The organism is Agaribacillus sp. DX54 (genome assembly GCF_056858335.1).
In genome coordinates, this window is sequence record NZ_JBXEQE010000002.1 from 18,184 (window position 1) to 38,063 (window position 19,880).

Consider the following 19,880-nt stretch of genomic DNA (forward strand, 5'->3'; position numbering starts at 1 on the left):
ATGAAAAGAATCAATTATATATTAATGGCCATACTTACCATTTTGGGATTGGCCTGTACGAATAAATTGGATGAAAACATTGTCACCGATGTTACTGCGGAAAGCCATTACACCACTGCGGAAGGCTGGGAAGATGGCGTCAACGCCGTTTATGAGAGATTAAGAAGGTACTATGGACGGGAAGAAGGTTTTACCGTTTCTGTATTTGGTACTGATATTTACACCAAAGGTGCTGATGGGGGTCGCAAGGCTGTAAACGATTATACCGCTGCCCTTAATCCGGATGAAAGTTATTTCAGGGATATCTGGAACTGGTTTTATGAGGCCATTAATACCGGCAATACAGTGATTGATTTCGCAGAGCGTGATGTAGTCCAGGGATTGGATGAAGGAATTAAAAATGTAAGAATCGCCGAGGTTAGGTTTCTCCGTGCTTTTTACTACTTCCATCTGGTACAAATGTATGGCGATGTGCACTTCACATTGGAAGCAACTGTCGACGTGGAAACTGAAGCCAACCGTACCCCGGCAGAGCAGATTTATACTGAAGGAATTATTCCCGACCTGGAATTTGCCATTGCCAATTTACCCACTGTACAGGGTGATTATGGCCGGGCTACAAAACCGGCGGCCGAGGCAATTCTCGCCAGGGTTCATCTGGTTTTGGAAAACTGGGATGAAGCGGAAAGACTGGCTAAAAATGTGATCAACTATTCCGATTTTGACCTGGTAAGACCCTGGGGGCAAATCTGGGATCAGGACAATGAACTCAATGAAGAGGTCGTTTGGTCAGTGCAATATACCTCCGATCCTTTTACCAATGATGGCGGAAGCCGTGGCCATCTGTACTTTTTGGCTGAATACGATAAAATCCTTGGCATGGAAAGGGATATTGCCAATGGACGTCCTTGGAAGCGATTCCAACCGACCCCTTATTTCCTGAGCCTCTATAAGACGGAAATGGATCGCCGTTATGACGAAGGATTTAAAGTGGTCTGGTTTGCCAATAATCAGGAAAACCTTCCTGAGAACATGCAATTGGGCGACACAGCTTTTTATGTGGTACCTTATGCAGTGCCTGATGATATCCAAAAAAGTAAACCTTATTTTTGGGTAGACGTGGATCCGGCCTCTACAGACCCTGAAATGTCTCTGCGGCAAATCAATAAAAGGTGGTTCCCTTCTCTGAACAAGTTCATCGACCCCGAAAGATTAACCGTTCAGCAGACAGAAGGTTCCAGGGATTTTATAGTAGTAAGGCTGGCAGAAATGTATTTGGTGGTTGCCGAGGCCCTGATGATGCAGGGTAAGGTAAATGAAGGTGTTCAATATATCAATGAAATCCGCCGTCGGGCTGCCTGGGAAGGCAAAGAAGCGGATATGGAAATTACCGCCGGTGAATTGGATCTGGACTTTATTCTGGAGGAAAGGGCCAGGGAGCTGGCAGGTGAGAAGTTCCGGTGGTTTGATCTGAAACGTACCGGCAACCTGCTTGAAAGGGTAAGGCTTCACAATCCCGATGCATCACCTAACATTGAGGATTTTCACAGGCTCCGGCCCATACCCAGAGATCAGATCGACCGAACAAGCAACAAATACCCTCAAAACCCGGGCTACTAACTAACAGCCCACATCCAGGCAATCCCAAGCCGTCCCAAAATCAAACCGGGACGGCTTTTTTATTCTGCTTCCGCTTGTGGTCGTATTACAATTAAATCTTTGGAAGTATGAACTACCACACGGCTTTCTTTTTTGAATCCGGATGCCTCCAACCATTTCCCGCTTAGGATTAGCGCTGGCACCACACGATTACTCCATTTATTGAAGCGGTACTTCGGTTGTACTTTTAAGCTTCTCACTTCTGGTCTTTTTGGTTGTTTTTTCCTCTTACTTGTGGATATAAGCTTTATTTTACAAAATGGCCGGACTGTGGTGTCCACAAACAAGAGAACTTGCGTACACAGGACTTACACCTGCTCTCAGTCTGACCTTATCTTTTAATAATTAGTCTACTATGAATGTTCTTTCGTTTGTGGACAAAACAAAGGTACTGGTTTTGTTCTATTTGTATTCAATTCAAAATGTAAAAATAATTTAATAATTATCGCTAAAACCCATAAAAATATTTACTTTTCATGAAATTATTATCGTTATACTTGAGAAGTTTTTTACAAGCTGCAGGAGCATGGAAAGAGCCAAATCTCTGCGAAACTTTTCAAATAAATTTTAATTGTTTAGTTATAACTAAATAAAATGGCTAAATTTACGCTAGAAGAAATATCAGAAATAAAAGGTGTAATTAAATTTTATTATTTAATTATTGATGGTGTAAATGGTTATAAAGAATTTGAAAATGCAATAATAGCTGAGGGAAAGTGCGATCACGAGCTTAACAGTATACAAGCAATTATGGAACAAGTTGCAGATCGAAAATCCTTAACTGAGAAAAAATTCAAAGATACAACACCTAAAAAAGATAGCGTGAAGGAATACGAAATTAAAAGTAAGAATTTGAGCGTTTACCTATTTCATGAGAAAAGAAAAGGTAGAATTATAGTAGTGGGTGCCAAAAAACATCCTAAAAGTCAAAATAAAGATATTTTGAAGTTCAGAAGAATTAAAAAAGAATATATTAACTCGCTATGAAAACCTGGGAAGAACTAAGAAAAACAGAGGAATTTTGGGAGGAGAGAATCCGGAATGATATTTTTAGATTTGTAAAATCTTATATGATTGAGAACGGAATCAATCAATCCGAGTTGGCACAAGATCTCGGTGTGTCTAAAGGATATGTTTCTCAAATATTGAATGGAAACTTTAATTTTTCTATTAAAAAACTGATTGAACTTTCCCTAAAACTAAAAATTGCCCCGGATATTGACTTTAAGCCATTGCAACAATTTCTTAATGAAGAAAAGGAAAGGATTAGCAAAATAGACGAAGACCGGCAAGAGTTGGAAATAAAGGAAGCCCCAACCATGCGAGTTAAAACGTCATAGGATGGAGATCCAAAAATTACTACGGAAAAAGCAGTTAACGCATTTCAAGAAATAGCATTCTCAAATTTAGATGATCCAAGAATAATAAAACCTCCAAGAGTGCCCATGGATGCTAAAACTACAGGTTAAATGAAGAAGCCAATTAGTTATCAGCTTAGAAAGATCCGTCAAAACAGTTTTCTTTTAATACTCAATTAAGGATTGAGTCCGATGTAACAACCTTGGAAAATTACTATTTGTCCATTCTAAATCCTACCGGTATTATTCACAATTTAATCAATTCGAGTAAACATGATGATTTGATAGCATTAGCTAATAGTCATTCAGGACTAAAAAATTATGAAAAAGCCCTGGAGATAACAGATCGCATAATAAGGGAAAATCCTGACGATGTCACCCCCCACTTTAATAAGGCTGTTATTTATAATTTAATGAATGATTTTGAAAAATCGGTTGGAGCATATAATCTTTTCATAAATAGCAAAAAAGATTTTTATCTCGCGTATTTTGAAAGGGCCATGTCCTAATTTTAGCTTGAACGAATTTGAAAAAGCAACTGAAGATTTAAATAAAGTGACAGCGCTCGAACCAAACGACTATTTATCCTATTTAAACCTGGGAGTTGGCTATTTGAAAAGAGAAGATTTTACAAGAGCCTTAAAATATTTAGAGCCCGAAGAGGAGAAAAAACCCGATAGTTATCAAGCATACAATAACATAGCGGATGCGTACAGAAAAATGGGGAAATTCGACTTGGCATTGGAAAGTTCATATAAATCATTAATCTATAAAGCGAAACTTTGATTTGGGTTATGCAACCCTTGCGGAGGTTTTCGCAAATAAAATAAAAATACAGGCATATTCTTAAGTTGTGCGACACCCACGTCCGCTTGTGCCTTTTAACAACGCAAAACGCCAGCGCCATGCTTTCCTTATATGGTAATTGCAATGTTTTCATTAAAAGTCATAGTATGACCCATCCATAAGACAGCCCCCTGGTTTTCTAATTATTCTAAAAATTCTAACTTTGCCTTTTTTGTGGCAGCAAATACCCATTGCATGAAGGAAGTAAAAATCGGTTTGATAAAAGAAGGGAAATTCCCCGTTGACCGGAGGGTACCTTTAATACCAGAACAAGCCCGGAAAATTCATGAACTGCATCCCGATGTGACGGTTTTTTGTCAAAAAAGTGACATTCGCTGTTTTGAAGATCACGAGTATGAAAAAAACGGTATTACGCTAACCGATGACATTTCCGGATGTGACATTTTACTTGGGGTGAAAGAAGTGCCGGTTAATGAGCTCATTGCCAACAAGACTTATTTCTTTTTTTCCCATACCATCAAAAAACAAGCATACAATCGCGATTTGCTAAGGGCCATTCTGGAAAAAAACATCTGCCTGATTGATTATGAGTGTCTCACCGATCTGTCGGGCAGGCGGTTAATCGCTTTTGGCCGTTATGCGGGAATTGTAGGTGCTTACAACGGGATTTTGACTTTTGGAAAGCGGTATAACCTTTTTAACCTCAAAAGGGCAAAGGATTGTTTCGATTTGGAGGAGTTAAAATCAGAATATGGGAAAGTCAAATTGCCTAAGATTAAAATTGTCCTCACCGGTGGCGGACGGGTAGCCAAAGGGGCCATGGAGGTGTTAAATGGTATGGACATCCGCAGGGTAAGTCCCGAGGCCCTTCTCAAAGAAAGGTTTGATGGCCCTGTTTATACCCAGCTCAACGCCCGTGATTACAATACCCGTAAAGATGAAAAGCCTTTTACAAGGAGTGAATTTTACCAAAAACCGGAAGATTATCGCTCGGAGTTCTTACCATTTACAAAAGTAGCAGACCTGCTGATTGCAGGAGCGTTTTGGGATCCAAGGGCACCGGTGCTATTTACAAGGGAGGATATATTAAAAAGGGATTTTGAAATCAAAGTGGTGGCTGACATCACATGTGACATTGAAGGTTCCATCCCTTCTACCAAAAAACCGGCCACTATCGATGATCCGGTTTACGACTACAATCCCAGCGAAGATAAGATAGAGACTGCACTAAGCGATGAGGCTAATATCACCGTGATGGCTGTTGATAATCTGCCGGGAGAATTGCCCAGGGATGCTTCACGTGATTTTGGCCATGAGTTAGTGAATCATGTGTTACCTCACCTCCTGTATGAAAATAAAGCCGATATTATAAAAAGGGCCACCATTACCAAAGACGGAAAACTTACTGATACATACGCCTACTTGCAGGATTTTGTAGACGGTAAATAGGCTTTCCATTTTTTTTCTCATCAACTATTTACAGCAATGGCTGCATTGGTTTTTAAAAAAACTGTAAAGCGGCGTCTCATTTGAAGCGGCTTTTTTTATTTTCCCTTCATGACGTACCCATTTAAAGAACTCATAACTGACCGTTTGATACTTGCGGAGTTTGGAAAGACTTCTGCTGAAACCTGGTTAGGTTTAATCAAAGACAAGGAGGTAGCCCTGACTACCCTGGCATTACCACACCCTTGTACATGTAAGGATGCAAAATTATGGAAGGCGACACAAATAGATGCCATAAAAAGCGGTAGCATTTTACGTTGGTCGATTATCAAAACAGATGGTCATGCTGTTATGGGTTGTGTGAAACTTTCATTGAATCTGCGTTTTAATTCCGCGGAAATTGGTTATTGGGTGGGGAAAAAATACTGGGGGAACGGATATGCAGGGGAAGCTGCCATAAAAGTTTTGAATTATGGATTCAGCGAATTAAAACTTAACCGCATCGAAACCTATGCCATGGTGGTAAACAAAGCCTCCTCCAAAATCCTGTTGAAATTAGGAATGCAAAAAGAAGGCTTCCACCGGCAACTCATAAAACGCTGGGATAACTATATAAATGTCGAGTCCTTTGCCATACTTCTCAGCGACTGGAAAAATCACAACACCCCATAACAACACTCAAAAGCCAACCATCCACACCCACTCACACCCACTCTCAAACCCAAACTTACACTCAAATCATCCATTCATAGAAATCAAGAATTCCTCATTGCTCCTGGTACCACGCATTCTTTCCAGCAGGAATTCCATCGCCTCGTTGGAGTTCATGTCAGACATAAATTTCCGTAGAATCCAAACTCTGGATAGCTCTTCTTTATCCATGAGTAAATCTTCCCTTCTTGTACCTGAAGCAGGAACATCAATCGCAGGGTACACCCTTTTATTGGAAAGTTTTCTATCCAGTTGCAGTTCCATATTACCTGTACCTTTAAATTCTTCGAAGATAACTTCATCCATTTTGGATCCTGTTTCAATCAATGCGGTAGCAATGATAGTGAGTGAGCCGCCGTTTTCAACATTTCTTGCCGCGCCGAAAAACCTTTTCGGCTTATGGAGCGCATTGGCATCTACACCACCGGAAAGAATTTTACCGGACGAAGGTACCACCGTGTTATATGCCCTGGCCAATCTGGTAATAGAATCGAGCAAAATAATTACATCGTGTCCACTCTCCACCATCCGCTTTGCTTTTTCCAATACAATGCTGGATACCTTGACATGACGTTCGGCTTGCTCATCGAAGGTAGATGAAATTACTTCAGCATTTACACTTCTTGCCATGTCTGTTACTTCTTCCGGTCTTTCATCTATCAATAATATAATAAGATAGCATTCGGGATGGTTTTCGGAAATGGCGTTGGCTATTTGTTTTAACAGAACAGTTTTACCCGTTTTTGGCTGTGCCACGATCATACCCCGCTGCCCTTTGCCAATGGGGGCAAACAGGTCGAGAATTCTGGTTGAATACTTATCCGGTTTGGTGCTCAGATTTAATTTTTCTTCGGGAAAAAGTGGTGTCAGGTATTCAAATGGCACCCTGTCCCTTATTTCATCGGTGGTCTTACCATTGACGTTTTCAACCCTGAGCAGGGCGAAGTATTTTTCCCCTTCCTTGGGAGGCCTGATCTGTCCTTTGATAGTATCTCCGGTTTTTAGCCCAAAGAGTTTTATTTGTGAAGGGGACACATATATGTCATCAGGGCTGGCTAAGTAATTATAATCAGATGACCTCAAAAAACCATAGCCATCCTGCATAATCTCAAGAACACCTTCATTTTCGATAATACCATCGAACTCTTTCAATATACTCGCCGTATTTTTTTTGCCGCGGCTACCTTCGTTTCTGTCTTTTCTTTGAAGTTTATCCGTTTTTTCACGCTCGGATGCCACAGGCACAACCTTTTCAACCGTGGGGGGTTCATCTGTAGTCTTTTCATTTTCAGGTTTTTCGGGCGTGTCAGTTGGAACTTCTTCGGCCGAAGTATCTTCTGTCCGGGCGGGAGATTCAAATGAAGTAACACCCGCATCGATTTCCAGATCAAAACTTCCCAACAATTCTTCTGCACTCATATCAGCCTCAGGTTCCGGCTGTTTGTTTTCTTCTTCTATTTTTACGTTTTCCCTTTGTACACGAGGTCTTCTTTTGGATTTGGATTGATTTGAAGATTCTTTTGAATTTCCATTTTTTGCTGCTTTTACAGCTTTCTTAGGTTTTTCGGCCACTTTTTCCCGCAATTCGTTTTCTGGCGTGACAGCTTGTTGATCCAGGATTTTGTAAATCAACTCGCTTTTTGGTAGTCTTTTATAGTTTTTAACCCCTAACTTCTCAGCGATTTCTTTCAGCTCTGAAAGAAGCCTTACATTTAATTCTTCAATGTTATACATATTGTGTAGATAAAAATACCCAGGAACTTCCTGATATCGGTTTGATTTAAAAAGATGCTATTATGATTATAGAATATGTCGAATTTGATAGAAGAGAAACAAACTTGTGATGATTGTATGCCTCTTTATTATGCAATAATATACTAAGTGTGAATAATTGTCAAGTATTAAAATAAATTAATTCATTCATAAGATTAAAATCATTTTCTTTGCGCAAGCAAATTCCAGAAAAAATGTTATTAGTTGCCGACATCATTGAAAACAAGCAAAGGGTAATCCAGGGGTTGCATAAGCGGGGTTTTGACAAACCCGAGGAGGCGGTAGAGAAGATTGTGAGTTTGAATCGACAGAGAAAAGAAACAAAAACAAAATTAGATCAGACCCTCGCTGAATCGAACGGTATATCCAAACAAATCGGTAAGCTGATCAGGGAGGGAGCGCATCAGGAGGCAGAGGAGATAAAAAGAAAAACGGCAGCATTAAAGGTTTCCGGAAGGGAATTACAGCATCTTCTTACTGAAATAGAACAGGATCTGAGAACACTGTTATATCAAATTCCCAATGTCCCCAACCCCAATGTTCCCGAAGGAAAAGACGCTGAAAATAACCTGATAATTAAGCAACATGGCGAAAAGCCCGTCCTTTCCGGTGACAAAAAACCGCATTGGGATTTGATCAAGGATTACGACATCATTGATTTTGATCTTGGCAACAAGGTGACAGGTGCGGGCTTTCCGGTTTACAAGGGAAAAGGTGCCAGGTTACAGCGGGCTATGGTGAATTTTTTTCTTGACGAAGCCATCGATGCCGGTTATACGGAAATTCAGCCACCGATCATTATCAATGAGGCCTCGGGACTAGGCACCGGCCAGTTGCCTGACAAGGAGGGGCAGATGTATCATGTTCAAAATGAGAATTATTATCTTATTCCCACCGCTGAGGTGCCTATTACCAACTTATACAGGGACATCGTATTAAATGAAGCAGACCTTCCGATAAAGCATGTTGGTTATACCCCGTGTTTCAGAAGAGAGGCCGGCTCATGGGGAGCTCATGTAAGGGGTTTAAACAGGTTACATCAATTCGATAAGGTCGAGATTGTACAGATTGCCTCACCGGAAAAATCATATGAGGTGCTTGAAGAAATGTTACAACATGTAGTAGGATTATTGAAAAAGCTGAATTTACCTTACCGCGTTGTCAACCTGTGTGGCGGTGATCTTGGTTTTACAGCCGCCCTGACCTACGATCTCGAAGTATATTCTGCAGCCCAGGAAAAATGGCTTGAAGTCAGCTCTGTCAGCAATTTTGAAACTTACCAGGCCAATCGCCTGAAACTCAGATATAAAAGCCAAGATAAAAAAAATGTGTTGCTTCATACTTTAAATGGCAGTGCGTTGGCTTTGCCAAGGATTATGGCTGCTATCCTTGAAAACAACCAAAAAGAAGCAGGCATTGAAATTCCAAAAATTCTTTGGGAGTATACCGGGTTCAAAATAATTTCGTAAATTTCCCGCAAAATCAATCAGACAATCGCCTAACCAAAAAAGAGATGAGGAAGTTATGTATTTTTCTGTTATTGCTAAGCCTGTTTCAGGCCTGTTCCGATAAGAAACCTTCTGAAGATATTGCTAAAATTTCCGTGTATCCGGAGACCAAAAAAGTAGATACTATTGACACCTATTTTGGTGTGCAGGTCAAGGATCCATACCGCTGGCTGGAAGATGACCTATCGGAGGCCACGGCTTCTTGGGTGCAATCCCAGAATGAAGTTACCTTTGGCTACCTGAACAACATCTCATTTCGTGACAAGATAAAAACCAGACTGGAGGAGTTGTGGAATTACGAGAAAGTTTATGCCCCAGCCAAACATGGTGCGTATTATTATTTTTATAAAAACGACGGATTGCAAAATCAAAATGTCTACTACAGAACCAAAGATTTGGGTGAAGAGGCAACCGTTTTCATCGACCCTAATAAGTTTAGTGAAGATGGTACCATTGCTATGGCCGGTACTGTTTTTACAAAAGATGGCTCCATGGTCAGTGTTTTACTTTCTGAGGGAGGCTCAGACTGGAGAAAGTTAGTTGTATTGAACACCGGTTCGATGGAAATGGTGGGTGATACCCTTATCGACCTGAAGTTTACCGGCGTAGCCTGGGTAGGTAACGATGGTTTTTACTACAGTAGTTATGATAAACCCGAAGAAGGCAGTGAGTTATCCGCAAAAACCCAGCATCATAAATTGTATTATCATGCAATGGGGACACCACAATCTGAAGATCGCCTGATTTTTGGTGGTGACACGCAGCCAAGGCGTTATATCGGCGCTTATACAACAGAAGACGGAGAGTACCTGATCATTCAAGCGGCTCAAAGCACCTCCGGAAATGAATTATATTTAAAGAATTTGTCCGAGCCGAACAGCGAAATTATCAAGGTAGTAGATAATTTTGATCATGATCATGTAGTTATTGGCAACGAAGGGGCCAGATTATTTATCCAAACCAACCTTGATGCACCTAACCGGAAAGTGGTTGAGACCAATGCTTCCAACCCCTCGCCTGACCAGTGGAGAGACCTCATCCCTGAAACTGAAAATGTTTTAAACGCGGCAACTGGTGGGGGAAAGATATTTGCCTCTTACATGATTGATGCTAAAACAAGCGTAAAGCAGTATGACCTGCAGGGTGAGATGGAAAGGGAGATTGAATTGCCAGGTATTGGCAGTGCTTACGGTTTCAATGCCCGAAGGGAAGATCAGGATTTATATTATACTTTTACCTCATTTACCTACCCTTCGTCCATTTTCAGGTACAATATCAATAGCGGTACATCTGAGCTTTATAAAAAACCTGAAATCAAGTTTGATCCCGGTAACTATGAGACAAAACAGGTCTTTTATGAGAGTGAAGATGGTACCAGGGTGCCTATGTTTATTGTGCATAAAAAGGGTATTGAATTGCATGGCAAAAATCCTACTTACCTGTACGGATATGGAGGATTTAATATCAGTCTTACTCCCAGTTTCAGCATATCCAGGTTGATATGGCTTGAAAATGGTGGCATTTACGCCCAACCTAACTTACGGGGTGGTGGGGAATACGGAAAAAAATGGCACCTGGCCGGGACAAAAATGAATAAACAAAACGTGTTTGATGACTTTATAGCCGCGGCTGAATACCTGATTGCGAACAACTATACCTCATCCGAATATCTTGCCATTGCCGGAGGGTCCAATGGTGGATTGCTGGTAGGTGCTACCATGACGCAACGGCCCGACCTGGCTAAGGTAGCTTTCCCTGCAGTTGGGGTTTTGGATATGTTGAGGTATCATAAGTTTACTGCGGGTGCTGGCTGGGCTTATGACTATGGCACGGCCGATGAATCCAAAGAAATGTTCGAATATCTGCTAAAGTATTCACCACTTCATGCTATTAAATCAGGTACCGGCTATCCGGCTACCCTGGTGATGACCGCTGACCATGATGACCGGGTAGTACCTGCCCATTCATTTAAATATGCCGCTACATTACAGGAAAATCATGTGGGAGACAACCCTGTTTTAATACGAATTGAAACCGATGCCGGTCATGGAGCAGGCACCCCCACCTCAAAAATCATTGAGTCCATCTCCGACCGCTATGCTTTCGCTTGGTACAACATGGGCATCAAACCTTATGAAAATGGTAATAAAAATTAAAATGAAAGTTAACAATTGACTGTTAAGCGTGAAGATTACTTTTCATCATCATTTTAATTTTTATTACCCATGATTATCAGGGCTGGAGTTAAGGAAGATTTGCCGCAGGTTTTTGATTTGATTAAAGAACTGGCTGAGTATGAAAAGGCGCCACATGAAGTGGATAACTCTTTGGAGAGCATGGAAGAAGATGGTTTTGGGCCTGTGCCGGTGTTTGGATTTCATGTGGCTGAGGTTGGCAACAAGATTATTGGAATATCCCTTTATTATTACCGCTATTCTACCTGGAAGGGGAAGTGTCTTTACCTGGAAGACCTGGTGGTCAATGAAAACTACCGTGGGTCGGGTATTGGAAAAAAACTATTTGATGCAACCGTACTCGTAGCCCTGGAGACCGGCTGCCGCCAGCTTAACTGGCAGGTTCTGGACTGGAACGAACCCGCCATCAATTTTTATAAAAAGCTCGATGCCCATTTCGACGGAGAATGGATCAATTGCAGACTCACCCACCAACAGTTGTCGAATTACACAGCAAAATAACCAAACATTACAACCCCAGCATACAACCCCCCTTACACATAACATACCTTCACTCCATCTCTATCCCCCTCCCCACAACCATTCCATCCCCCCTCCCCAAAACACCCGCCCAAAAACACATCCCCTCCCCACAACACATCCCCCCAATAACCACCCCCACTTACCAAAATACCTCCCCCCCACACCCACACTCACACCCAAACTCAATTCACGGATTCTAGGACGGTCCTGAACGCCACATGCTTATCCTTAAACTTCTTCATATGCTCATCCCTTAATTTGGTAGCAAAATTGGCAAGGTAGTTATCAATTTCCTTCATGGAACGCGCAAAATACTGAATGGAGTAAGTGGTGCCATTATTGGGGATTTCACCTATCAGGCGATAAATTTTATAATCGACAAATTGCCCTGTTGCCAATACATCCGGGATATGTTTTTCTTTCATCCATGCGAGCCATTCATCTACCACATCGTCTTCAACGTTCACCGTTACATTATATAAAATCATAATCTCAGCATCTTATTGTTTTCATAAAAGCTCAATTTAGAACAATATCCTCAATATCAGAAACAACCTACTTATTGTGCTTTCATATACCGAATATTAGACTAATTTTGATAGAAAGTTTACGCTTGCATCAATCAAAATGAGTAATATGGTGTTAATTTTGGGGAATATTAGCGAAAGACATTGTTTTTGGCTTACAACAAATTTTCTTTCATTGAAAAATGAGAGGTTGTTACCATAAATTCAAAATAAATCAATGCCAAATAAAAAAGTTGTTGTCATAGGGGCCGGTTTTGCAGGCATTGCCGCTGCTACCACTCTGGCTGATCAAGGATATGAAGTGACCGTCCTTGAAAAGAATGATCGTCCCGGAGGAAGGGCCAGAAGTTTCCAGGCCGAGGGTTTTAAATTTGACATGGGGCCAAGTTGGTATTGGATGCCGGACGTATTTGAAAGCTATTTCCGGCGATTTGGTCACTCTACCGCTGACTATTATGACTTAATCCGGCTGGACCCCTCATATACTGTGATTTTTGGGGAAAATGATTTTGTAGATATTCCTGCCGACCTTGGCGAGCTGGGGGCATTGTTTGAAAATCTCGAGACCGGTAGCTACGAGAAGCTGATTCAATTTCTTAAAGAGGCAGAGTACAAGTACGAGGTTGGTATCAATAAGCTGGTGTATAAGCCCGGCCGGTCCATATTTGAATTTCTCAGCTTACAGCTTTTATTGGACCTCTTAAAATGCGACGTCTTTGTTTCCATTCACAAACATATTCGCAAGTTTTTTAAAAATGAAAAGCTGATCGAACTGATGGAATTTCCGGTTTTATTCCTTGGGGCATTGCCCGAAAACACACCGGCCTTGTATAGTCTGATGAACTATGCAGACATCAAACTGGGAACCTGGTACCCGATGGGAGGCATGTTTAAAATCATTGAAGGAATGGTTCGGTTAGCACAATCAAAAGGAGTAATCTTTGAATATAATCAGGAGGTAAAAGAAATTGTGATGAACGGAAAAAGCGCTGAAAGTGTGGTTACTGCCGGGCAAAAATTCGCCGCTGATGTGGTGGTCGGTGGGGCGGATTATCACCATGTCGAATCGGCGTTGTTACCTGCTGCTTTCAGAAGCTATGATGAGAAATACTGGGAGGGTAGGGTGATGGCGCCCTCATGTCTCATCTATTACCTTGGTATTAACAAACGTCTGCAAAATCTCCGTCACCACAACCTGTTTTTCGATGAAGATTTTGGGCCGCATGCTGTCGAGATTTATGAAACCAGGAAATGGCCGGAAAAACCACTATTTTACGTATCCGCCCCTAGCGTTACAGACGACAGCCTGGCGCCTGAAGGTTGCGAAAATCTTTTTATTTTAATTCCTGTTGCAACCGGCCTGGAAGATACGCCATCTATAAGGGAAAAGTACTATAATCTGGTCATGGAAAGGTTGGAAAGATTAACAAAACAAAACATCAGAAATGCTGTTATTTACAAAAAAAGTTTTGCCCATAACGACTTCATTAAAGACTATCATGCTTTTAAAGGTAATGGATACGGTTTAGCTAACACATTAAGGCAAACGGCTATTTTAAAACCTTCATTAAAAAGCAAGAAAGTACAAAACCTCTTTTACACCGGACAATTGACCGTGCCGGGCCCCGGAGTGCCCCCATCAATTATTTCCGGTCAGGTAGTAGCAGGGGAAATAATGAAAGAATTCGGTATTAAACAATGAATTAATTATTTTTATATTCATAGCCCGAAAAACGATGGAACTTTTTGACGAAACCACTTTCAAATGCAGCAAGCTAATTACGCAGCATTACAGTACCTCATTTACGCTTGGTATAAAGACACTCCATAAAAAGTACCATTTTCCTATCTATGCTATCTATGGTTTTGTACGTTACGCCGATGAGATAGTAGATACCTTTCATGAGCATGACAAAAGGCAGTTGCTGGAAGATTTTAAGCAAGATACCTACAAGGCCATTGATAACGGAATAAGCCTTAATCCCGTTTTGCATGCTTTTCAGGTTACCGTAAAAAAATACAATATCGAACCCGGTTTAATCAATGCTTTCCTGCATAGCATGGAGATGGATTTGTATTTTCAAAATTACAATGAAAACAAATACGATGAATACATTTATGGTTCGGCAGAAGTGGTAGGATTAATGTGTTTACGCGTTTTCTGCGAAGGGGATGATGCCTTGTACCGGAAACTAAAAGAGCCGGCCAGAAGGCTGGGGGCCGCATTTCAAAAAGTGAATTTCCTGAGAGACATGAAAAGTGACTTTGTTGAAAGAGGCAGAACCTATTTTCCTAATGTCGATTTTAATCATTTTAACAAAACGGCCAAAGTTGCCATAGAGGAGGATATTTCCAAAGACTTTGACGCAGCTTATGACGGTATATTGGGATTGCCTAAAGGGGCCAGTATGGGTGTGTACCTGGCCTATATATATTATCTTAAATTATTCAAAAAGATCCGGGATTGCCCGGCCTCTAAAATTATGCAGGAAAGGGTCAGAATTCCGGATAATAAAAAAATCGCCCTTTTAATTCAAACCTATTTCAGGCACAGATTCAATTATATATAATAAATCACCTTTGTATGCATTAACAATACAGGATATCAAAAAAATTACCCAGACTTAAAAATCAATATGTATAATTTAAAGGTAAGTATAGACGAAAATTCAGGCTTTTGCTTCGGGGTAGTATATGCCATCGAAATGGCTGAAGAAATTTTGGATGAGCAGGGTAATCTGTACTGCTTGGGTGACATTGTTCATAATGATGAGGAAGTAAAAAGGCTTGAGGCGAAAGGACTGAAGATCATCAATCACGAAGAACTTCAGAAAATCAGAGACGCTAAAGTGTTGATCAGAGCCCATGGTGAACCCCCCTCCACCTATCAACTGGCTATTGATAATAACCTGGAACTGATAGATGCCTCATGCCCGGTAGTGCTTAAACTGCAAAACAGAATTAAAAACTCCTATGATAAGGAAGAATTGATTTATATTTATGGAAAGCATGGACATGCCGAGGTAATTGGACTGCTAGGCCAGACCAGTAACAAAGCCGTTGTATTTCAGGATATCAACGAGCTCGACCTGGAAAGCTTGCCAAAAAGAATTACACTATACAGTCAAACGACCAAAAGTACAGATAATTTCTATGAGATCAAGAAAACCCTCGAAGATGCGGGCATAGAAGTTACCGCCAACGACACTATTTGCCGGCAGGTGTCTAATCGTGATAAAGAACTTAGGGATTTTGCCAACAAGTTTGATAAAATTATCTTTGTGTCAGGAACAAAGTCCTCCAACGGAAAGGTACTATACAATGTATGTAAGAAGACAAACCCCAATACCTATTTTATTTCACGGTCTGAGGAAATTGATAAATCATGGTTTTCACAGAATGATAAGGTAGGCATTTGCGGTGCGACTTCAACACCGATGTGGTTGATGGAGGAGGTTAAAAATGAATTATTAACTTATTAAGTTAAAAGCTTGCAAAATTTAATTTATGTTTTATTGGCGGTAGGAACCTTCTTTTTTATGGAAGGTGTAGCATGGTTTACCCACAAATATGTAATGCATGGCTTCCTGTGGAGCTGGCACCGTTCTCATCATACCTTGCACAATCATGCCCTGGAAAAAAATGATTTATTCGCCGTGGTGTTCAGTATTCCGGCCATTTTACTGATACTTTTGGGAACAGTAAGCCAGCAATTTTATTTTGCATTGTACATAGGTATCGGAATCACTGGCTACGGTGTTTTTTACTTTATATTTCATGACATCATTGTTCACCGCCGGATAAAGATCCCCTACAAGGCAAAAAACCGGTATATGAAAAGGATCATGAGAGCCCATTATATCCACCATGAAAAACATACCAAAGAAGGATGTGAAGCCTTTGGTTTTTTGTATGCCCCGAAAAAATATGATAAGCAGTAAGAGAAGGGCGGAGATTAAATTTCAGGTATAGCCTGAAACCATTGGTATGATTACATCAATCGTCATGGAGGCAAAAGAATAAATTAAAATTGTTGTTCAGGCATTTATGTCAACTTTACAGGTTTCGTTGATTGGTTCCGGAAATGTGGCCTGGCACCTGGCGCCCGAATTGGATAACATTGGTTACTTTGTCAGGGAAGTATATAGCAGGAATACCAAAAATGCCAGAAAGTTGATAGGGCGGCTATACCAGGCCGAGCTAAAGAAAGACCTGGATTTTTCAGAAAGCACGTCACAAATTTTCATTGTAGCCGTATCTGATGATGCTATTGATGAAATTGCCCGGGAAATAGTAGTTCCTGAAGCCTCTGTGCTTGTACATACATCAGGCAGTAAATCCATGGAGGTACTTGGTTACGCCTCCACCCCGAATATTGGCGTCTTTTATCCTCTGCAGACTTTCAGCAAGGATAAAAAAGTTCATTTCCAGGATATCCCTATTTTCATTGAAGCCGAAAACCGCCACACCCGGAAGACCCTAAAAAACATGGCAGACCAAATCAGCGAAAGCGTCTATCAAATAAATTCAGATTCCCGGCAGGCCTTGCATATAGCAGCGGTGTTTGCCTGCAATTTTACCAATCACCTTTTTACCATTGCCAAAGATATGCTGGACAATAACCATCTGGATTTTGAAATGTTGAAGCCGCTTATTGTTGAAACGATCAACAAATCATTGGCGTTGGGACCTCAGCAGGCCCAAACCGGCCCGGCCCGGCGTGGTGATCTCGAGGTGCTGGACAAGCACCTGAAGGCCTTGGAGAGCCATAAATCCTATGCGGATATTTATAAATTGATCACCCAGAGCATTCTCGATACCTATCCCAGTGAATGAATTTTTTTCAATTTGATAAAAAACAGAACAATATCCCGTTGATATATGTTTTAAACTATATAATTTTGAAACCATGGAAAAACCTGAAATTCCTCAAAAGTCTCCTATTGTTACAGAAATGGATGCCGGTACTTACTTTTGGTGTGCATGCGGTAAAAGTACCAATCAACCGTACTGCGACGGTTCTCACAACGGTACCTCATTCACACCTGTTCGTGTTACTATCGAAGCGCAAAAAAAAGTGGCCTGGTGCACCTGCAAGCACACCGAAAATCAGCCATTTTGTGACGGCTCACACAAGGATTTATAACCCCATAAAGGTCCCTTATGTCTTTCATATAACAAAAAATAAATTGCTGATAATCAATAATATACCTACTCATACTATGATTGGTTGCAAAGATATGAGTTTTTGCATTTTTGTTATTTTCTTAGGGTAGCGATTAGCAAAGATCGTGGGGGCTTTTATATAACTTAATTCTTAACCTGCCGCCAGCGTCCGTGGCTGTTGCGCATCATATAACAAAAGCAACAAAAGAAGCCGCCGCACGTTTAGCGGAGCAATAACGCGTGCTCTCTCAGCGATGAGCACGCATTTCCGTTTCATCTGCCAAGCTTTCAACCTCAGCAAATTACACTCAAACGCGTACTCGCTTCATAATTTTTATTTTCGAAAAAAATTCTGCAATACCCACATCCCCCCCTGTCAACAACCCCACACCTCCCCCCTGACACCCGACACCTCTCCCCTGATGTGAGTGTTGCACAACGCAAGCACCTATATGCCCATCTCCTCAGCGCAAACGGCTGTGTCTCTTTGTGTCTTTGTGCCTCCGTGGTGAACAGTGGTTAACCACCAAGGCACAAAGACACAAAGAGATGTTCCTTTTAATATAGCTCCTGGAATAATAACTAAAAACGGAAAGAATTATGTGTTAAGTTTTTAATAGATGATTCTTTTATTGATTTTTGTAGCCAGTGAGCTTTACCAAAAAATCCAGGGGCTGTGGCAAAAAATCGACCCGCAAATTTTTCATTTTCCGGTTTCCTGAAATTAACACGGTTTCCTAACCTGATCATCATTGCTTTGACCCAATATTTTACCGCCATTTTTCTTGTCGGTACCCAAAACCAATGGAAGATCATGCTGTCTGACTATAAACTTTTGCTTATCTCCATATCGACAGTACTTATTGCAGCCGCCGGATATATTATTAACGATTATTATGATGTCAAGATAGACTTTGTCAATAAACCCGAAAGGGTGGTTGTTGACAAATTGCTCAAAAGAAGGGTAGTCATGGCGGCCCATTCGATCCTTAATTTTGCAGGTATTGGCATTGGCTTTTTGGTGTCTTTCAAAATAGCCCTGATTAACTTTTTATCAGCATTATTGCTGTGGCTGTATTCCAATCATTTAAAGAGGCTTCCGTTTGTGGGTAATGTTGCTGTAGCATTATTAACCGGGGCAGCCCTGTTGGTGATAGCCATTTACTATCAAAAGAACATGTTCCTTGTGTTGGTATATGCAATTTTTGCATTTTCAATTACTTTAATCCGTGAAATCATCAAAGATATTGAGGATATGAAGGGAGATACTGTATTTGGTTGCAGGACCTTGCCGGTGATTTGGGGAATTAGAAAAACCAAAATGATTATTTATCTGCTATCCTCTGTTTTTACGGCGCTTTTATTTTATCTTGCGTCTGTGCTGGATAACCCTACATTAACCATCTTTTTTGCTGTACTGATTATTCCGTTGTCCCATTTTATTTACCGGCTGATTACCGCAGACACCAAAAAGGATTTTTCGTATCTGAGCACTTACTGTAAGATATTAATGTTGTCCGGAATATTAAGCATGACTTTTTTTTCATCTTAGACTATATTTGTGCTCCAAAAACCTGATAATTTGAAAGTTACGAATCAAAACCTCGCTATATTCGCATCCGGAAGCGGAAGCAATGCCGAAGCATTTTTTAAATATTTCAGAGGTAATAAAAATATCAATATTTGTCTTTTATTGAGTAATAATAAGAAAGCGTTTGCCCTTCGGCGCGCTGAAAAATATGGTGTTCCCACTGTAACTTTTGACCGCCATGAATTTTATGAAACCGACAGGGTGTTCAGCACCCTGAAGGAGCACCACATCAGCTTCATTGTTTTAGCCGGATTTTTGTGGAAGATTCCCATCGAATTGATCGAGAATTATCAGGGAAAAATGGTGAACATCCACCCTGCATTATTGCCTAAATTTGGCGGAAAAGGGATGTATGGTATGCATGTGCACAAGGCTGTGATTGAGGCGAATGAAAAAGAAAGCGGGATCACCATCCACTATGTTACAGAGAACTATGATGAAGGTGAAATAATATTTCAGGAGAAATGTGAAGTAAAGCCTGCCGATTTGCCTGAAACACTGGCAGAGAGAATCCAAAAGCTGGAGCATAAATTTTATCCTCAGGTAGTCGAAAAAACCTTATCCGTCCTTCAATAAATACAAGTATATTGGCCTTGTAATGTATTGAACAATAAATG

At 40.8% G+C, this 19,880-nt stretch carries 21 protein-coding genes; 18 read left to right on the plus strand and 3 right to left on the minus strand.

Annotation, left to right across the window (positions count from 1 at the left end; translation table 11 throughout):
• A complete protein-coding gene (locus tag AC04NP_RS02555) occupies positions 1–1,620 on the plus strand; it encodes a RagB/SusD family nutrient uptake outer membrane protein (RefSeq protein ID WP_482857780.1) in 1,620 nt (539 codons plus the stop codon).
• Positions 1,621–1,679: 59 nt separating this feature from the next.
• On the opposite strand, the gene AC04NP_RS02560 is transcribed toward AC04NP_RS02555, so the two are convergent.
• Positions 1,680–1,940 carry a SymE family type I addiction module toxin gene (locus AC04NP_RS02560; RefSeq protein ID WP_482857781.1) on the minus strand — a complete coding sequence of 87 codons (261 nt, stop codon included), beginning with the start codon at positions 1,938–1,940 and terminating at the stop codon, positions 1,680–1,682.
• 313 nt (positions 1,941–2,253) lie between these two features.
• Between AC04NP_RS02560 and AC04NP_RS02565 the strand changes: the two genes are divergently transcribed.
• The 6 genes from AC04NP_RS02565 (at position 2,254) to AC04NP_RS02590 (ending at position 5,942) form a co-directional block, all read left to right on the plus strand.
• The gene (locus AC04NP_RS02565) at positions 2,254–2,646 is read left to right on the plus strand and encodes a hypothetical protein (protein WP_482857782.1); all 393 of its coding nucleotides are present in this window, start codon (positions 2,254–2,256) and stop codon (positions 2,644–2,646) included.
• On the plus strand, positions 2,643–2,999 hold the full coding sequence (locus tag AC04NP_RS02570) for a helix-turn-helix domain-containing protein (protein WP_482857783.1): 357 nt from the start codon (positions 2,643–2,645) through the stop codon (positions 2,997–2,999). Before AC04NP_RS02565 ends, AC04NP_RS02570 begins: the two co-directional genes overlap by 4 nt.
• Before the next feature lie 299 nt (positions 3,000–3,298).
• Positions 3,299–3,526, plus strand: coding sequence for a tetratricopeptide repeat protein (locus tag AC04NP_RS02575; protein ID WP_482857785.1), 228 nt, complete (start codon positions 3,299–3,301; stop codon positions 3,524–3,526).
• A gap of 7 nt (positions 3,527–3,533) precedes the next feature.
• On the plus strand, positions 3,534–3,803 hold the full coding sequence (locus AC04NP_RS02580; protein ID WP_482857786.1) for a tetratricopeptide repeat protein: 270 nt from the start codon (positions 3,534–3,536) through the stop codon (positions 3,801–3,803).
• Between the two features lie 255 nt (positions 3,804–4,058).
• Positions 4,059–5,273 (plus strand): NAD(P)-dependent oxidoreductase, encoded by a 1,215-nt coding sequence (locus AC04NP_RS02585; protein ID WP_482857787.1) that lies wholly within the window; start codon positions 4,059–4,061, stop codon positions 5,271–5,273.
• Between the two features lie 108 nt (positions 5,274–5,381).
• Positions 5,382–5,942 carry a GNAT family N-acetyltransferase gene (locus AC04NP_RS02590; protein ID WP_482857788.1) on the plus strand — a complete coding sequence of 187 codons (561 nt, stop codon included), beginning with the start codon at positions 5,382–5,384 and terminating at the stop codon, positions 5,940–5,942.
• Positions 5,943–6,008: 66 nt separating this feature from the next.
• On the opposite strand, the gene rho is transcribed toward AC04NP_RS02590, so the two are convergent.
• On the minus strand, positions 6,009–7,715 hold the full coding sequence (gene rho / locus AC04NP_RS02595) for a transcription termination factor Rho (protein ID WP_482857789.1): 1,707 nt from the start codon (positions 7,713–7,715) through the stop codon (positions 6,009–6,011).
• Between the two features lie 233 nt (positions 7,716–7,948).
• Between rho and serS the strand changes: the two genes are divergently transcribed.
• The 3 genes from serS to AC04NP_RS02610 all read left to right on the plus strand — a co-directional run bounded on the left by serS (position 7,949) and on the right by AC04NP_RS02610 (position 11,958).
• Positions 7,949–9,223, plus strand: a complete 1,275-nt coding sequence (serS, locus tag AC04NP_RS02600; RefSeq protein WP_482857790.1) for a serine--tRNA ligase — start codon at positions 7,949–7,951, stop codon at positions 9,221–9,223.
• A 44-nt stretch (positions 9,224–9,267) separates the two neighbouring features.
• Positions 9,268–11,418: a prolyl oligopeptidase family serine peptidase gene (locus tag AC04NP_RS02605; RefSeq protein WP_482857791.1), complete on the plus strand. Its 2,151-nt coding sequence runs from the start codon at positions 9,268–9,270 to the stop codon at positions 11,416–11,418.
• A 69-nt stretch (positions 11,419–11,487) separates the two neighbouring features.
• Entirely contained in the window at positions 11,488–11,958 is a 471-nt protein-coding gene (locus tag AC04NP_RS02610; RefSeq protein ID WP_482857792.1) for a GNAT family N-acetyltransferase, read from the plus strand.
• Between the two features lie 203 nt (positions 11,959–12,161).
• Here AC04NP_RS02610 and AC04NP_RS02615 read toward each other — a convergent pair whose 3' ends face one another.
• Positions 12,162–12,467 carry a DUF4286 family protein gene (locus AC04NP_RS02615; RefSeq protein WP_482857793.1) on the minus strand — a complete coding sequence of 102 codons (306 nt, stop codon included), beginning with the start codon at positions 12,465–12,467 and terminating at the stop codon, positions 12,162–12,164.
• A 256-nt stretch (positions 12,468–12,723) separates the two neighbouring features.
• Between AC04NP_RS02615 and AC04NP_RS02620 the strand changes: the two genes are divergently transcribed.
• From AC04NP_RS02620 to purN, 8 genes are all read left to right on the plus strand, one after another.
• On the plus strand, positions 12,724–14,208 hold the full coding sequence (locus AC04NP_RS02620) for a phytoene desaturase family protein (protein WP_482857794.1): 1,485 nt from the start codon (positions 12,724–12,726) through the stop codon (positions 14,206–14,208).
• A 34-nt stretch (positions 14,209–14,242) separates the two neighbouring features.
• Positions 14,243–15,076, plus strand: coding sequence for a phytoene/squalene synthase family protein (locus AC04NP_RS02625; protein ID WP_482857795.1), 834 nt, complete (start codon positions 14,243–14,245; stop codon positions 15,074–15,076).
• Between the two features lie 66 nt (positions 15,077–15,142).
• Entirely contained in the window at positions 15,143–15,988 is an 846-nt protein-coding gene (locus AC04NP_RS02630) for a 4-hydroxy-3-methylbut-2-enyl diphosphate reductase (RefSeq protein ID WP_482857796.1), read from the plus strand.
• 57 nt (positions 15,989–16,045) lie between these two features.
• Entirely contained in the window at positions 16,046–16,447 is a 402-nt protein-coding gene (locus AC04NP_RS02635; protein ID WP_482858289.1) for a sterol desaturase family protein, read from the plus strand.
• A 106-nt stretch (positions 16,448–16,553) separates the two neighbouring features.
• Positions 16,554–17,342 (plus strand): Rossmann-like and DUF2520 domain-containing protein, encoded by a 789-nt coding sequence (locus tag AC04NP_RS02640; RefSeq protein WP_482857797.1) that lies wholly within the window; start codon positions 16,554–16,556, stop codon positions 17,340–17,342.
• Between the two features lie 73 nt (positions 17,343–17,415).
• Positions 17,416–17,652 carry a CDGSH iron-sulfur domain-containing protein gene (locus AC04NP_RS02645; RefSeq protein WP_482857799.1) on the plus strand — a complete coding sequence of 79 codons (237 nt, stop codon included), beginning with the start codon at positions 17,416–17,418 and terminating at the stop codon, positions 17,650–17,652.
• Between the two features lie 696 nt (positions 17,653–18,348).
• Positions 18,349–19,224, plus strand: coding sequence for a geranylgeranylglycerol-phosphate geranylgeranyltransferase (locus AC04NP_RS02650; protein ID WP_482857800.1), 876 nt, complete (start codon positions 18,349–18,351; stop codon positions 19,222–19,224).
• Positions 19,225–19,254: 30 nt separating this feature from the next.
• Positions 19,255–19,839: a phosphoribosylglycinamide formyltransferase gene (purN, locus tag AC04NP_RS02655; protein WP_482857802.1), complete on the plus strand. Its 585-nt coding sequence runs from the start codon at positions 19,255–19,257 to the stop codon at positions 19,837–19,839.
• Positions 19,840–19,880 lie beyond the last annotated feature (41 nt).

Excerpts from the sequence above, each read along its gene's own strand:
- serS (WP_482857790.1), top strand. The coding sequence starts at position 7,949 with ATGTTATTAGTTGCCGACATCATTGAAAACAAGCAAAGGGTAATCCAG.
- AC04NP_RS02640 (WP_482857797.1), top strand. The coding sequence starts at position 16,554 with ATGTCAACTTTACAGGTTTCGTTGATTGGTTCCGGAAATGTGGCCTGG.
- AC04NP_RS02625 (WP_482857795.1), top strand. The coding sequence starts at position 14,243 with ATGGAACTTTTTGACGAAACCACTTTCAAATGCAGCAAGCTAATTACG.
- AC04NP_RS02570 (WP_482857783.1), top strand. The coding sequence starts at position 2,643 with ATGAAAACCTGGGAAGAACTAAGAAAAACAGAGGAATTTTGGGAGGAG.
- rho (WP_482857789.1), bottom strand. The coding sequence starts at position 7,715 with ATGTATAACATTGAAGAATTAAATGTAAGGCTTCTTTCAGAGCTGAAA.
- AC04NP_RS02565 (WP_482857782.1), top strand. The coding sequence starts at position 2,254 with ATGGCTAAATTTACGCTAGAAGAAATATCAGAAATAAAAGGTGTAATT.
- AC04NP_RS02605 (WP_482857791.1), top strand. The coding sequence starts at position 9,268 with ATGAGGAAGTTATGTATTTTTCTGTTATTGCTAAGCCTGTTTCAGGCC.
- AC04NP_RS02610 (WP_482857792.1), top strand. The coding sequence starts at position 11,488 with ATGATTATCAGGGCTGGAGTTAAGGAAGATTTGCCGCAGGTTTTTGAT.
- AC04NP_RS02620 (WP_482857794.1), top strand. The coding sequence starts at position 12,724 with ATGCCAAATAAAAAAGTTGTTGTCATAGGGGCCGGTTTTGCAGGCATT.
- AC04NP_RS02590 (WP_482857788.1), top strand. The coding sequence starts at position 5,382 with ATGACGTACCCATTTAAAGAACTCATAACTGACCGTTTGATACTTGCG.
- AC04NP_RS02635 (WP_482858289.1), top strand. The coding sequence starts at position 16,046 with ATGGAAGGTGTAGCATGGTTTACCCACAAATATGTAATGCATGGCTTC.
- AC04NP_RS02645 (WP_482857799.1), top strand. The coding sequence starts at position 17,416 with ATGGAAAAACCTGAAATTCCTCAAAAGTCTCCTATTGTTACAGAAATG.
- AC04NP_RS02555 (WP_482857780.1), top strand. The coding sequence starts at position 1 with ATGAAAAGAATCAATTATATATTAATGGCCATACTTACCATTTTGGGA.
- AC04NP_RS02615 (WP_482857793.1), bottom strand. The coding sequence starts at position 12,467 with ATGATTTTATATAATGTAACGGTGAACGTTGAAGACGATGTGGTAGAT.
- AC04NP_RS02630 (WP_482857796.1), top strand. The coding sequence starts at position 15,143 with ATGTATAATTTAAAGGTAAGTATAGACGAAAATTCAGGCTTTTGCTTC.
- AC04NP_RS02585 (WP_482857787.1), top strand. The coding sequence starts at position 4,059 with ATGAAGGAAGTAAAAATCGGTTTGATAAAAGAAGGGAAATTCCCCGTT.